Below are 13,411 nucleotides of genomic sequence, written 5' to 3' on the forward strand. Positions count from 1 at the left end.
GCCGCGAGGCGTCGTCGTCAGGACGCGGTGGCCTGCACGAGGACCTTCACCTGGTCGCCGCGCGGATCAAGCAGGGTGTCGAATCCCTGCTCGACCACGTCGTCGATCGAGATCTGCGCGCTGACGGCCTTCTCGACCGGCAGCCGACCGCGCCCGATGAGGTCGATGATGCGGGGCCAGTCAGTGACCGGGAAGCACCAGGTGCCACCCAGGGTGATGTCGCGCTCGGACAGGACCATCGGATCGATCGATGCCGGCCCGGTGTGCAGTCCGGTCTGCGAGATGTGTCCCGCCGCGCGCACAGTGGCGAGGGCGGTCTGCAGCGCACGCTCGTTCCCGGAGCACTCGATGACGGCGTCCACGCCGATCCCCTCCGTGCGATCATGGAGCTCGCCGACGACGTCGGTCTGCGAGGCGTCGAGCACCTCTCCCACGTCGAGTCCGCGCGCGAGCTCGAGCCGCTTCGGGTTCACCTCGGAGATCGTCACGTTCGCACCGAGCGACGCGGCGTAGAGCGACGCGAGGACCCCGATCGGGCCGGCCCCGGTGATCAGCACCTCGTCTCCCGGGCGAACCCCGGCGCGATCGACGCCGTAGGCCGCCACGGCCGTCGGCTCCACGAGCGCCCCCTGCAGGTCGGTCATGCTCTCGGCCAGCGGGGTGACCTGAGCCGCCGAGACGACGCACTGCTCGGCGATGCCGCCCCAGCGGAAGCTCAGGCCGACGCAGGCCATCGTCGCGCACAGGTGCCCGCGACCCCGGCGGCACTGGTAGCAGACGCCGCAGAAGATGAGCGGCATGACCGATACTTTCTGGCCCACGCGCAGGTGGGTGACGGACGCGCCGATCTCGAGCACCTCCGCGGAGAACTCGTGCCCGAGGATTTGCGGCGCCTCCGCGCCGGTCAGCGGGTGCGGGTGGCTCGGGATCACGATCGGCCCCTGCGCGTACTCGTGCAAGTCGGTGCCGCAGATTCCGCACCAGATCGGCTTCAGCCGGACCTCGTGCGCGGCGACGCCATCTGGCTCGGCGACCTCCTCCACTCTGATGTCGCGGGCGGCGTAGAACACTGCTGCTTTCATTGCGGTCTCTCCTTCGAGTTGATGAGGTCGATACTGCCGTTCACTATAACTGCACTACGTGGGAAGGCGATCCCGTGCGCACCGCCCCCCTCGGGGTGCCGCGACCCGGTTTCCGTTGATATTTCGCGGCCATGGATCCATTCGACTCACTGACACCTTGATCACTGCCATGAAATCCTGTTAAGTATGAGTGTCTACGATTTGATCGATCACAGGAGCTCACATGGCATTCACCGTTGCAGGCGTGCACCACATCGGCATCACCGTGCGGGACATGCAGCGATCGTTCGAGTGGTACACCCGCATGTTCGGCCTGGAACCCGGTCCGGTCAACCACAACGAAGGCCCCGCCCTCGAGGCCGGCGTGGAGGTCCCAGGCGCCGTCCTCGAGTACTCGATGGTGCAGATCGGGTCCGTGCACCTCGAGTTCCTGGAGTACACCCGGCCCGACGGGGAGGACTTCACCCTCAGGAACTGCGACATCGGTGCGACGCACGTCTGCCTGGAGGTCGATGACATGGACGCCGCCTACCGCACGCTGCTCGAACGCGGGGCGACGTTCAACGCGCCGCCCGTGGCGCTGACCGAGGGCGCGCTGACCGGGTCCCAGTGGGCGTACCTCCGCGATCCGGACGGCGTGCAGCTGGAGCTCTGGCAGTACCCCCGCGGGTAACCGCCCGGATCCGGACCTCACTGCGCCGTGTACCCGCCGTCGACCACGATCTCGGTGCCGGTGACGAACTTCGACTCGTCGGAGGCGAGGTACAGCATCGCGTAGGCGACATCCTCGGGGTCGCCGATCACGCCGAGGGGATGCTCGGCCCGCATCTTCTCGAGGTACGCGTCGACACCCCCCGGGAGCAGCTTCCCCTTCTCGAGATTGAGCGGGGTCAGGATCGTCCCGGGCATCACCGAGTTCACGCGGATCCCCTCCGGAGCGTAGGTGATCGCGTCGGTCTTCGACATCATCCGGACGGCCCCCTTCGTCGTGTGGTAGATCGGCACGTCCGCATTGCCGATCAGGCCGTAGATCGACGAGGTATTCACGATGCTCGTCATGCCCGGCGTTCGCCGCAGGTACGGGATCGCGTGTTTGGTGCAGAGGAACGGCCCGCCGACGTTCACGGTGAAGACCGTCTTCCAGTCCTCGAGATCCACGTCCTCGACCGCGGCGGTGGGCCCCGAGATCCCTGCGTTGTTGATCAGCACATTGAGCGCGCCGAAGCGTTCGAACACCGCTGCGAACACGGCCTCGACACCGGGCTCGTCCGTGACGTTCATCTGCCAGAACTCGGCCGTGCCCCCGGCGCGACGGATCTCCTCGGCCACCTCCTCGCCTCTCGGCGACATGTCCGTGAGGGCGACCGCGGCGCCCTCCGCGGCGAACAGCCGCGAGATCGCCTCCCCCATGCCGTTGCCCGCTCCGGTGACCAGCGCCACCTTGCCTTCGAGTCGTCCGCTCATCTGTGCTCCTGCTCCTTCATATCTCTGGGTCTTCGGGTACCCGACGATGCGCTGATGCGCTGTCGCGTCAGTCGACGCCGACCGAGGTGCGCGGCGGCAGCCCCGCGAGCTCGTATGCGGCGTCGATCGTCCGCAGATTCTCGACGGCCTCGGCTGCCGTGGTCGGGTACGCGGCCCCGTGACGGATCGCGTCCCGGAACGCGCGCAGCTGGTACGTGAAGCTCCGCGTCAGTCCGAGCCGCTCGACCCGTGTGCCGGCGGCCGTCGTGATGCTGAGTCGGTCGTCCGTGTGGACGTAGCTCAGATTCGACTGGTGGATCGAGCCGAGCGAACCGACGGCGGTGAGTGTGAAGCTCCGGGGGCCGATCAGGCTGAGTTCCGCGACCCCCTCGGCGCCACCGGGAAGCTCGAAGCGCAACTCGGACCACGCGTCGATCCGCGGGTCGGTGCCGTCGAGGTGCCCGGTCGTCGCCGACCGCAGTGTCGCCGTGCCCCCGAGTACCGCGGCGACGACGTCGATCGCGTTGATCCCGTAGCAGCCCACGTCCATGAGCGCTCCACCCGCGAGCGGCCAGGACCAGCGGATGTCGCTGAGATCCGGCACGTCCACGGTCATCACCACGCGCACGCGCTGCACCTCGCCGATGGCTCCGTCGCGGAGCAGCTCCAGGAGCCGCAGGAATACCGGGTGGTAACGGTAGTGGAACCCGTTGAACACCACGAGGTCGGGACGACGGGCGGCGGCCTCGCTCACGCGCTGCGCCTCGGGCAGATTGCTCGCGAAGGGCTTTTCGGCGAGCAGGTGCTTCCCGGCGTCGATCGCGGCGATGTTCCATGGGGTGTGCAGCCCGTTCGGCAGCGGGTTGTAGACCGCTTCCACCTCGGGGTCGTTCACCAGCGCCTCGTAGTCGTCGACGACGCGCTCGATGCCGTGCGCGCGTGCGTACGCCTCCGCTGCGCGAGGATCCCGCGCGGCGACGGCCACGACGCGGGCCCCGATATCCGCGGCCGGCGGGAAGAGCGATTCCTCGCTGATCCTGGCCGCGCCGAGTACCCCGATCCGCAGTGGTTCCGTCACGTCGCCCGTCTCCCATCCACCCTGCTGCACTGCACGGTTGTCAACCCTCACTCTACGCATTCACTCTCACTAAACACAAGCGCCCTGCCCGAGCTTCTCACTCCCCGAGGATCAGCGCGTGCGCCTGGTCCAGCAGCTCGAGCACCCCGGATTCGAGCCGAGGCGCGAAGGTCGTGTCCCCGGGTCGCTCGCCGGCGAGCCACCGCGAGTAGATCGCCTCGCAGAACACCGCGGCCTTCCAGAGCGCCAGCACCTGGTACCAGTCGATCCCGGAGAGATCGAGGCCCGTCCGCGTCGCGTACCGCTCCGCGAGTTCGTGTCGGCGCAAGTACCCCGATTGCGCGGTGACGGGGCTGAGCTGCATCACGGAGCTCGGCATCCCCTGCTCGGCCGAGGTCGCCATGAGGTAGCCGAGGTCCGCCAGCGGATCGCCGAGCGTCGCCATCTCCCAGTCGAGCACGAGCGCGACCCGGGGCGCACCGAGGCCGGCCGGTGCGAACATCAGGTTCCCGAGCCGGTAGTCGCCGTGCACGACGGACGCGCCTTGGGATTCCGGCAGTCGGGCCGCGAGCCACGAGCCGATCTCGGCCACCAGGGGCACCTCGCGGCCGGTGTTCACCTCCCACAGCGCGCCGAATCTCCGGACCTGCCGCTCGAGATACCCCTCCGGCCGTCCCAGCTCGGAGAGCGGTCCGGAGCCGATTGGCACGCCGTGCAGACCCACCAGCGTATCGACCAGACGCTCGCTCACTCGCCGGCGCGACGACGGATCACGCCACGGCTCAGGCTCGACATCGGTGATGATGACCCCCTCCGTGTAGGGCATCACGTAGAAGGGGACGCCGAGCACCCGCTCGTCCTCGCAGACGGCGAGGATCTCGGGCACGGGCACGCCGCTGGGGGCCAGGGCTCGGAGCAGCGTCGCCTCGCGCACCATGTCGTGCGTCGACTTGGGGAGCGGGGGCCTCGGACCGCGGCGCAGCACGAGGTCGCGCCCTCCGCCGGTCACGCGGAACGTGACGTTCGACTGCCCGTCCCCGATCCGCTCGGCGTCGACCTCGCCCGAGCCGATGCCGTGTTCGGCCAGGAATTGCCCGACCCGCCCGGGATGAAACAGCTCGTCCGCGCCACGATCACGCATCGCCGCCCTCCCACCGTCGGAGTTCGTCACGCGCGGGTTCCCCCGCCTCGCGCTCCCGCGCACGGGCCTTCGCCGCTCGACGAGCGATCGCCCACCGCTGCGTCTCGTTGGCCCCGTCGTAGATGCGGAACGGGCGGACCTCGGCGAAGAAGCTCGCGAGCGGCAGATGCTCGGACACCCCGTCACCGCCGACGAGCTGCATCGAGCGGTCGACGATCCGGACGATGGCCTCCGAGCAGTGCACTTTCGCGACGGAGGAGAGCGCGGTGCCGGCGCGCGAGTCGGTGGCCAGGAGCGCCGCAGTGCGGGCGATGATCGCGTCGGAGGTCTCGATGTCGATGACCGAGTCCGCCAAGAGGCCCTGCGCGATCCCGAGGGCGTCGATCCGAGAGCCGAAGAGCTCGCGCGCGGCTGCCCGATCGAGCGCGATGTCATGGGCGCGCCGCGCGAGGCCGAGCCAGCGCATGCAGTGCGTGAGTCGCGCGGGGCCGAGGCGCACCTGCGCGTAGCGGAACCCCTGACCGACCGCGCCGAGGACCGCGTCGCCGGGTACCCGCACGTCGTCGAAGTGCACGTGCGGGTGACCGCCGATGATCGCCCGATCCATCGTGTGCAGGGCATCGCCGACGCGCACGCCCGGTGCGTCCATCGGCACGAGGAACATGGTGGCCGCCGACGAACCTGCCTCGACCGTCATCGCCATGACGATCGCGAACCCGGCTCCGATCGCGCCGCTGCTGAAGCGCTTCTCCCCGGAGATCCGCCAGCCGTCCCCGTCCCGCACCGCGGTGGTCCGCAGGGCGGACGGATCCGACCCCGCGCCGGGATGCGGCTCGGACATGCCGAAGCACGATCGCGTGTCGCCGGCGGCGAGCGGGCGGAGGTACGCCTCCTGCTGCTGCGGCGTGGCGATCTCGGCGAGCATATGCATGTTGCCCTCGTCCGGCGCCATGCAGTTCAGGGCGAGCGGCCCGAGCGGCGAATACCCGGCCTCCTGGAACACCGTCGACCAGTGCTCGATGGGCAGGCCGAGGCCGCCGAAGGCTCGGGCGACCTGGGGCGCGAACACCCCCGCCTCGCGTGCCTTCGCCTGCAGCAGTGCGCGCAGCTCCTCATCGATGTACGCGCCCGGAGCGAGCTCGCGCGGGATCACCTCCTCGCGGATGAACGCCCGGGTTGCGAGCCGCAGCTCGTCGACGCGCGCTGCTGTCCACTGCGCGGGAGTGTCGGTGGTGGTCATCGTGTGCCCTTCGTGCTCATGCGGTGCCGCCGACGGTCGAGAGCCCGCCGTCGAGGGTCAGGACCTGGCCGCTGACCCAACTGGAATCGGACGAGGCGAAGTAGGCGATCGCCGCGGCGACGTCCTCCGGCTCGCCCAGACGCCCGAGGGGATACCGCGCCGCGACCTCGGCCTCGTTCGCCTCGTACAGCGCCGCGGCGAACTGCGTCCGCACGACCGCCGGCGCCACCGCGTTGACGCGGATCTCGGGGCCGAGTTCGGCTGCCATCGTGCGGGTGAGATGACTGAGCGCCGCCTTTGCGACGCCGTAGAGGCCGATGCCCGGCGAGGGGGTCTCCGCCGTCGACGAGGAGATGTTCACGACGCGGCCGCGACGCTCGCGGAACCCGAGACCGTCGTGGCGCACCGCGTCCTGCACCCACGCCAGCGCCGCCAGCACGTTCACCTCGAGGGTCTTGCGCGCGGCGCCGTGCTCGAGATCGGCGAGCGGACCGTAGGCCGGGTTCGCTCCCGCGGCGTTGACGAGCACGTCGAGCCGACCGAAGCGCCGGTGCACGGCGTCGAGCACCTCCGCGCGGTGCGCCGGATCATCGGCTTTGCCCGCCCGTGCGATGGCTTTCCCCTCGGGCAGCCGCGCCAGGGCCTGCTCGAGCCCGTCCGCGCTCCGTGCCGTGATGCAGACGGACGCGCCCTCGTCGATCAGTCGCGCCGCCGTGGCCAAACCGATGCCCCGACTCGCCCCGGTGACGATCGCCACCTGGCCGTCGAGTCGTCGGCAGGTCGATGCGGTCCGGGGCGCTGCTGCGGATGCCATGGGATCCCCTTCCGGTGCCTCGCGCACGGTCATGCCGACTGGTTGAGCGGCATCAACCGCTCCAGGAACCAGTCGGTCGCCGCGGCCGCGCACTGGAGCAGCAGCGTCTGCTTGCTGTAGAGCGCGAGATGGTCCGACTTGTCGATGACCACGAGCTTCTTCTTGGCGGTCGGGATCGCGTTGTACGCTCCGATCTCCTCCTCCCACAGCGTGATGTCGTCCTGCTCCGCGACGATCACGAGCGTCGGGGTGTTCACGATGCGGGGCAGGAACGGCTTCACGTTGTAGGACATGAGCAGGTCGACGGACTCGAGCGTGGCGTCGTACTGGTAGTTGGGCGCGACGGTCTTCTGGAAGGTGCCGAACACCTCGTAGCCCTCCGGGAACGGCCAGGCGGAGATCTCGTTCTCGGTGTCGAGCGTGAAGTGCGGCACCATGGTGTCCTCACCGGTGGAGAACCTGCGGCGTCGCGCTTCCAGGATCGCCTTCTCGAGACGACGGAAGTTCACTGTGCCGTTGTTCAGCCGCATGTTCAGGTATCCGTCGACGACGGGGATCTGCGAGACCGCGCACTTCACGCGGGAGTCGATCGCCGCGAGCACGAGCGAGTGGCCACCGCTGTACGAGAGTCCCCACACGCCGATGCGATCGGCGTCGACCTGATCGAGCGTCTCGGCGTAGCTGATCGCATTGCGGTAGTCCTCGATCTGCAGGTTCGGGTCGATGTGCTGGCGCCGCTCCCCATCGCTGTCCCCGAAGTTCCGGTAGTCGAACAGCACGGCGGCGAAGCCGTTCTCGGCGAACATCGCGGCGTAGTGCGGCTGCACGATCTCCTTCACGTAGCACCAGCCCCCGGCCATGATGATCGTCGGGAAGGGGCCCTCGCCGGTGTCGGGGGTGTAGAGCCATCCGCGGACGGTGTCCCCATTGCTTTGGAATTCGATGTCCTGTCGCATGCGCGACTCCTCTCTCTCTGATGTGTGCCGACCGCGGAGGGCCGGCGGGTCACTCGGTCGTCCGCGGCGACGGATCGACGCGCGCCGCCGCGCGCTGCGTCGGGATCCGGGTTTCGATCGCACCTGCGTCGAGCGCCGCGCGCACCCGGGCGCGGAGCGCGAACTTCTGCACCTTCCCGGAGGCGGTGCGCGGCAGGTCCTCGACGAGCAGCAGGGCCTCGGGCACCTTCTGCCGCGCGACGCCGAGCTCGGTCAGGCCCCGGAGCACCCGCTCGAGCCGGAGCTCCGCGTCGTCGCTCACGACGACCGCGCAGACCCGTTCGCCCATCACGTCGTCCGGATACCCGACGACGGCCGCGTCGCGCACCTCCTCGAACTGGAGCAGCAGATCCTCCACCTCTTTGGCGCTGATGTTCTCGCCGCCTCGGATGATCAGGTCCTTGACCCGGCCGACGATGGTCACTGCGCCGTTCGCGTCCAGGGTCGCGAGGTCACCCGTGCGGAACCACCCGTCGGCCGTGAACGCGTCGGTGTTGTCGCTCGGGTCGAGATACCCGGCGAACATCTCGGGGCCTAAGACCTCGAGCTCTCCGGTGCCGACCGCGGCCCCGCCGGCGATCCGCGCGCGCGCCTCTCCGATCGGGGTGCCGTCGGTGCGGTGCCGGATCTCCGGCGCAGCCCCGGGGTGCACGGTGCAGAGCGTGGGGAACTCGGTGGATCCATAGGTTCTCGAGATCTCCGTGCCCATGGTGCGCTCCGCCTCCTCGATCAGCGCTGCCGGGATCTCGGCGCCGCCGCAGAGGAAGTGCCGCAGGGCGGACGGCGTTCCGGTCTGCGCGTACGCATCGGCGAGCCCCCGGAGGAAGGGGGTGGCCGCCACGGTGATGGTGCAGCCGTCGGCCTCGATCTGCTGGAGTGCCGTCTCCGGCGACCAGCGATCGAGCAGCACCACCCCGCCGTCGGTCAGCACCGGCATGATCATGCCGTACAGCAGCCCCGTCACGTGGGTCACGGGCGACGGCATGAAGACCCGCTCCCCCGCGAGGGAGAAGGTGTCGGCGATGGACTGCGCCTCGACGAGCAGCGATCGATGCGTGTGCAGCACCCCCTTGGGGCGGCCGGTCGTGCCCGAGGTGTACATCAGCATGCACACCTCATCGGGATCGGCGGCGACGCCCCGGTAGTCCGCCGCCGTCACCGGTTCGAGATCTTCCGCTCCGATGTCCGCACCGGCGCCCACGTGATCACCCGCGGCCCGCACGGCCAGCACCGGTGCCGCGATCGAGCCGCGCCGGAGTACGTCGCGGATCATCGTCGCGTGATCGGTGCCTCGGTGTTCGTCGGGTGCGACGACCGCGTCCGGCGGCAGCATCTCGAAGAGCACCTGCAGATCCCGGTCCCGGTAGATCGGCGTGAGCAGATTCACGGTCGCCCCGAGACCCCAGGCCGCGTAGACGACTGCGAGCGTCTCCCACCAGTTCGGAAGCTGGACCGCGACGAGGCTCCCGACCCGGATGCCCCGGTCGGAGAGCCGCTGCTGCCACCGCGCCGCCTCCGTCGCCAACTCGGCCAGAGAGAGCCGGCGTGTCTCGTCGATCACAAACGCTCGATCGGGATCTCGCGCCACCGCGTCGCGGAAGCGCTCGGGGATCGTCCAACGTTGCGCGTCGGCGGCGCGGAAGGATGGCGATTCCTGCCGCGTGGGCGCGATCATCGCGCACCGCCCGCGCATCGAATCCGGGCCATCAGATGCTCACCGTCCGCCGGATCGCCGCGGCGATGTCCTCCTGATCGGGCAGCCACTCCTGCTCGAGCACCGGGGTGTAGGGGGCCGGCTGGAATCGGGCCCCCACACGCTCGATGGGCGCGTCGAGGAACCAGAAGCCGTCCTTCGCCACGGTGGCCGCGATCTCCGCGCCCACTCCGAAGTCCGTCACCGCCTCGTGCACGATGACCAACCGGCTCGTCCGCTCCACCGAGCCGAGCACGGTGTCGCGATCCCAGGGAGCCACCGTCCGCAGATCGATGACCTCGACGCTGATGCCCTCCTCGGCCAGCCGCTCCGCGACCTCGAGGCACTCCAGCACCATGCGCGAGTACGACACGACCGTGACCTGGCTCCCGGGCCGCGCGACGCGGGCCACCCCGATCGGGACGAGCGCACCGGACTCCGGCGCGGGCGAGCGTCGACCGTAGAGCATGCGATTCTCGATGAAGATCACCGGGTTCGGATCCTGCATGGCACTGCGCAGCAGCCCGTAGGCGTCGGCGGAGGTGGCCGGCATGAGCACGGTCAACCCCGGGATGTGCGCGAGCAGCGCCTCGAGGCTCTGCGAGTGCTGACTGCCCGCGGAGCGTCCGGCACCGAACTGCGTCCGGATCGTGAGTCCCATCTGCGCGCGCCCCGCGGTCATGAAGTGCAGCTTGGCCGCCTGGTTCAGGATCTGGTCGAAGGCGACCCCGATGAAGTCGAGGTACATGATCTCGACGAGCGGGTTCAACCCCGCCATCGCCCCACCGACCCCGACCCCGAGAATCGCCGACTCCGAGATGGGGGTGTCGAGGATCCGATCCGGGAAGCTCTCCGCCAGACCGCGGGAGACCGCGAAGACGCCGCCCCCCGCGGCGACGTCGATCCCCGCGAACACCGCACGGGGGTCGGCCTCGAGTGCGTCGTGGATCGCGAGGCGGATCGCCGCCAGGTACTTCATCGGCTCGCCCGTCGGTTCCGCCTCGACGACCGCACCCGGGGGGCGGGCCTGCAGGACGTAGTCCCCGACACTCGCCGGATCCGGGTCCTCCATCGCGAAGGCCTGCTCCGCCGCAGCGGCGATCCGCTGCTGCTCGTCCGACTCGACCGTCGAGATCGTGTCGCCGTCGACGCCCTGCGCCAGGAGCTGCTGCCGGGTGATCTCGATGCAGTCCACCTCGAGCCCCGCGCGCAGGTGATCGGGCGCCCGGTACTTCTGCTGGTCGCCCTCGTAGTGGCCGTGCCAGCGGACGGTGCGGGCTTCGACGATCACGGGCCCCCCGATGCGAGCGTGACCCGCCGCCGTGCGCATCGCGCCGATCACGGCGGTGACGTCCCCGCCGTCCACGCCGAGATAGGGCACCCGATATCCCGCGGCGCGCTGCTCGAGCGTTGCCGGGTGTCCGTCCTCGGCGGCGGTGAACTCCGCGTAGCCGTTGTTCTCGCAGAAGAACACCACGGGGAGCGACCACAGGGAGGCCAGATTCACGGCCTCGTGGAAGAGCCCCTGGGCGACCGCGCCGTCGCCGAAGAATGAGACCACGACGCGGCCGTCGCCGAACTGCTGCGCCGCGAGCCCGGCGCCGGCCGCGATCGGGAGACCGGCGGCGACGATCCCGTTCGCGCCCAGGATCCCGAGCTCGGGGTCCGCGATGTGCATGGACCCGCCGCGCCCGCCCACCGTGCCGCCGGCTCGACCGTAGAGCTCGGCGAACATGCCGAGCGGGTCGAGCCCCTTGGCGAGGCAGTGGCCGTGTCCGCGGTGGTTCGAGGTGATCATGTCCGTGCGGTCGAGTTCGAAGCAGGCGCCCACTGCGGTCGCCTCCTGCCCGAGCGAGGCGTGCACGAATCCCGGGATCCTGCCGGCGGCGTACTCTCGGGACACGATCGTCTCGAACGCGCGGATACGCACCATTCCGCGGAAGGCGTCGAGCAGCGTGTCGCTGCTGAGGTCTGCCTCCGCCACGACCAGCGCGGGGCTCTCGATGTGCACCATGTCCGGATCCTCTCTGATCCTCACTATCAACCGGCCACCCGGTCGGTTTTTCGCCTCTGGAACTCCGCGGTGGCCGCTGCGACCGAGCGCCGGGCGGCGACACTCGCGCGCCGCCGCCCCGCCTCAGTGGAAGAGCACGCCCCCGTTGACGTCGATCGACGCACCGGTGATGTAGCTCGCCTTATCCGACGTCAAGAACTCGACGGCGTCCGCGATGGACCCGGGAGGGCCCGCGATCCCGAGCGGAATCTTGGACCACTCGATATCCTTCATCTCCTCGAAGGTGATCCCGCGCTCCTTCGCCTCGGCGGCGAGCGCGTCGCGGTGCATCTGCGTGTCGATGTTGCCGGGGCAGACGGTGTTCGCGCGGATGCCGTCCTCCGCAAGCTCGTCGGCCAGGCTCTGCGTCAGGCTGATGACGCCGGCCTTCGACGCGCAGTACGCCGCGAAGAAGCCGTGACCGGAGTGGCCGTACCAGGAGGCGATCGTCGCGATGCTCGACGACCCACCCTTGGGCATCAGCGGCACGAGGTGCTTCGCCATCAGGAAGACGCCGCGGACGTTCACGTTGTTGACACGATCCCACTCGTCGAGGTCGATCTCGGTGACCTTGTTCGCCTGCTGCAGCACACCCGCGAGGAGCGCCAGCACGTCGACCCGACCCGCCCACGCCTCCACCTGCGCGGCGACCCGCCGCACGGACTCCGGCTGGGAGACGTCGGCGGGGATGAGGAGCAGTTCGACCGACGGCCACTCGCTCCGCAGCGCGGCCGCAGCGCGGTCGAGTCCCTCCTGCGCCAGATCGACGAGCACCAGCCGATCGCCGAGCGCGGCGTAGCGAGCCGCGACCTCCCGGCCCATGCCGCCTCCGGCGCCGGTGACGAGCACCACCCGTGACTCGCTCATACGAGGATCATCCCTCCCTCGATCGGAACGATCTGGCCGGTGATGTAATCGGAGTCCGGAGCCGCCAGGAAGATCGCGGTGGGCACGATGTCGGCGGGCTGGGCCGGGCGTCCGAGGAGGATGTCGCCGGCCATGGAATCGAAGCCGGCATCGCCCTCGCCGATGCGCTCGAGGTCCTGGTCGAGCTTCTCCCACAGCGGCGTCGCCACGACGCCGGGCGCGAACCCGTTGACGGTGATGCCGTGCTCGGCGAGCGCTCGCGCGCCGGCCTGCGTGAGGGAGATGACCGCCGCCTTCGCTGCGGAGTAGGGTGCGAAGCTCGGGAACCCGGTGCGACCGGCGATCGACGCGGTATTGACGATCTTGCCGCCGCCGCCCTGGGCGATGAACTGCTTGGCCGCTTCCTGGGCTCCGATCAGCGTGCCGAGCGCGTTGACCTCGAGCACCTTGGAGAAGTTCGCCTCGGTGATGTCGAGGTACTTCATGGGGACGTTCATGCCGGCGTTGTTGAAGTACGCGTCGAGGCGCCCGAAGCGCTCGACCGCCGCGACGATGCCTGCTCGGACCTGCTCGCGGCTCGTGATGTCGACCTGCACCGCGAGCGCGGAACCACCGGACGCCGAGATCGAGTCCGCGACCGCGGTGGCGGCCTCGGCGTTCAGATCGGCGATGACGACGTTCGCGCCCTCGTCCGCGAACCCGCGCACGATCGCCTCGCCGATTCCCGAGGCGGCACCCGTCACGATCACGGTTTTACCTGAAAGTCTTGACGTCATTGTCCGCATGCTCCTTCGTGGGCCACAAGGTTGCCGGTCGGTGGCGATCGAGCACCCGCCGCATCGCAACGCACTCCTCGACCCCTCCAACTCGGAGGTCACTGAGGCTAAACACCTCGAGTAACACTCTACACAGGAATCATCGCGTGTCTAGATCTAAACCCCAGCACATACGCCCGTCATCAGGTATTCTCAAGACTCTTCGATC

Annotated in this window: 12 protein-coding genes; 1 reads left to right on the plus strand and 11 read right to left on the minus strand. The window is 69.5% G+C overall.

Annotated features, from left to right (window positions below):
* Nucleotides 1-17 precede the first annotated feature (17 nt).
* A complete protein-coding gene (locus tag MUN76_RS09135) occupies nt 18-1,082 on the minus strand; it encodes a 2,3-butanediol dehydrogenase (protein WP_244684111.1) in 1,065 nt (354 codons plus the stop codon).
* 223 nt (nt 1,083-1,305) lie between these two features.
* Between MUN76_RS09135 and MUN76_RS09140 the strand changes: the two genes are divergently transcribed.
* A complete protein-coding gene (locus MUN76_RS09140) occupies nt 1,306-1,755 on the plus strand; it encodes a VOC family protein (protein WP_244684112.1) in 450 nt (149 codons plus the stop codon).
* A gap of 17 nt (nt 1,756-1,772) precedes the next feature.
* Here the strand turns inward: MUN76_RS09140 and MUN76_RS09145 are convergent, their stop codons facing one another.
* The 10 genes from MUN76_RS09145 to MUN76_RS09190 form a co-directional block, all read right to left on the minus strand.
* Nucleotides 1,773-2,546 carry an SDR family NAD(P)-dependent oxidoreductase gene (locus MUN76_RS09145; RefSeq protein ID WP_244684114.1) on the minus strand — a complete coding sequence of 258 codons (774 nt, stop codon included), beginning with the start codon at nt 2,544-2,546 and terminating at the stop codon, nt 1,773-1,775.
* Nucleotides 2,547-2,613: 67 nt separating this feature from the next.
* Nucleotides 2,614-3,624, minus strand: a complete 1,011-nt coding sequence (locus MUN76_RS09150) for a Gfo/Idh/MocA family protein (RefSeq protein ID WP_244684116.1) — start codon at nt 3,622-3,624, stop codon at nt 2,614-2,616.
* 97 nt (nt 3,625-3,721) lie between these two features.
* Nucleotides 3,722-4,765 (minus strand): phosphotransferase family protein, encoded by a 1,044-nt coding sequence (locus tag MUN76_RS09155; RefSeq protein ID WP_244684117.1) that lies wholly within the window; start codon nt 4,763-4,765, stop codon nt 3,722-3,724.
* The gene (locus MUN76_RS09160; RefSeq protein WP_244684119.1) at nt 4,758-6,005 is read right to left on the minus strand and encodes an acyl-CoA dehydrogenase family protein; all 1,248 of its coding nucleotides are present in this window, start codon (nt 6,003-6,005) and stop codon (nt 4,758-4,760) included. The genes MUN76_RS09155 and MUN76_RS09160 overlap by 8 nt, the downstream gene beginning before the upstream one ends.
* Before the next feature lie 16 nt (nt 6,006-6,021).
* Entirely contained in the window at nt 6,022-6,819 is a 798-nt protein-coding gene (locus tag MUN76_RS09165) for an SDR family oxidoreductase (RefSeq protein WP_244684121.1), read from the minus strand.
* Nucleotides 6,820-6,848: 29 nt separating this feature from the next.
* Entirely contained in the window at nt 6,849-7,775 is a 927-nt protein-coding gene (locus MUN76_RS09170; RefSeq protein ID WP_244684123.1) for an alpha/beta hydrolase, read from the minus strand.
* A 49-nt stretch (nt 7,776-7,824) separates the two neighbouring features.
* Nucleotides 7,825-9,489, minus strand: coding sequence for an AMP-binding protein (locus MUN76_RS09175; RefSeq protein ID WP_244684124.1), 1,665 nt, complete (start codon nt 9,487-9,489; stop codon nt 7,825-7,827).
* 31 nt (nt 9,490-9,520) lie between these two features.
* Nucleotides 9,521-11,521 carry an alpha-ketoacid dehydrogenase subunit alpha/beta gene (locus MUN76_RS09180; RefSeq protein WP_244684126.1) on the minus strand — a complete coding sequence of 667 codons (2,001 nt, stop codon included), beginning with the start codon at nt 11,519-11,521 and terminating at the stop codon, nt 9,521-9,523.
* A gap of 123 nt (nt 11,522-11,644) precedes the next feature.
* The gene (locus MUN76_RS09185) at nt 11,645-12,427 is read right to left on the minus strand and encodes an SDR family NAD(P)-dependent oxidoreductase (protein ID WP_244684128.1); all 783 of its coding nucleotides are present in this window, start codon (nt 12,425-12,427) and stop codon (nt 11,645-11,647) included.
* Nucleotides 12,424-13,203, minus strand: a complete 780-nt coding sequence (locus MUN76_RS09190; protein ID WP_244684130.1) for an SDR family NAD(P)-dependent oxidoreductase — start codon at nt 13,201-13,203, stop codon at nt 12,424-12,426. The genes MUN76_RS09185 and MUN76_RS09190 overlap by 4 nt, the downstream gene beginning before the upstream one ends.
* Nucleotides 13,204-13,411 lie beyond the last annotated feature (208 nt).

It is taken from the genome of Leucobacter rhizosphaerae (assembly GCF_022919175.1).
Lineage (GTDB): Bacteria > Actinomycetota > Actinomycetes > Actinomycetales > Microbacteriaceae > Leucobacter > Leucobacter rhizosphaerae.

Bases quoted from the DNA above. Each gene is read 5' to 3' on its own strand.
- MUN76_RS09135 (WP_244684111.1), bottom strand. From the start codon at position 1,082: ATGAAAGCAGCAGTGTTCTACGCCGCCCGCGACATCAGAGTGGAGGAG.
- MUN76_RS09140 (WP_244684112.1), top strand. From the start codon at position 1,306: ATGGCATTCACCGTTGCAGGCGTGCACCACATCGGCATCACCGTGCGG.
- MUN76_RS09145 (WP_244684114.1), bottom strand. From the start codon at position 2,546: ATGAGCGGACGACTCGAAGGCAAGGTGGCGCTGGTCACCGGAGCGGGC.
- MUN76_RS09155 (WP_244684117.1), bottom strand. From the start codon at position 4,765: ATGCGTGATCGTGGCGCGGACGAGCTGTTTCATCCCGGGCGGGTCGGG.
- MUN76_RS09160 (WP_244684119.1), bottom strand. From the start codon at position 6,005: ATGACCACCACCGACACTCCCGCGCAGTGGACAGCAGCGCGCGTCGAC.
- MUN76_RS09165 (WP_244684121.1), bottom strand. From the start codon at position 6,819: ATGGCATCCGCAGCAGCGCCCCGGACCGCATCGACCTGCCGACGACTC.
- MUN76_RS09170 (WP_244684123.1), bottom strand. From the start codon at position 7,775: ATGCGACAGGACATCGAATTCCAAAGCAATGGGGACACCGTCCGCGGA.
- MUN76_RS09175 (WP_244684124.1), bottom strand. From the start codon at position 9,489: ATGATCGCGCCCACGCGGCAGGAATCGCCATCCTTCCGCGCCGCCGAC.
- MUN76_RS09180 (WP_244684126.1), bottom strand. From the start codon at position 11,521: ATGGTGCACATCGAGAGCCCCGCGCTGGTCGTGGCGGAGGCAGACCTC.
- MUN76_RS09185 (WP_244684128.1), bottom strand. From the start codon at position 12,427: ATGAGCGAGTCACGGGTGGTGCTCGTCACCGGCGCCGGAGGCGGCATG.
- MUN76_RS09190 (WP_244684130.1), bottom strand. From the start codon at position 13,203: ATGACGTCAAGACTTTCAGGTAAAACCGTGATCGTGACGGGTGCCGCC.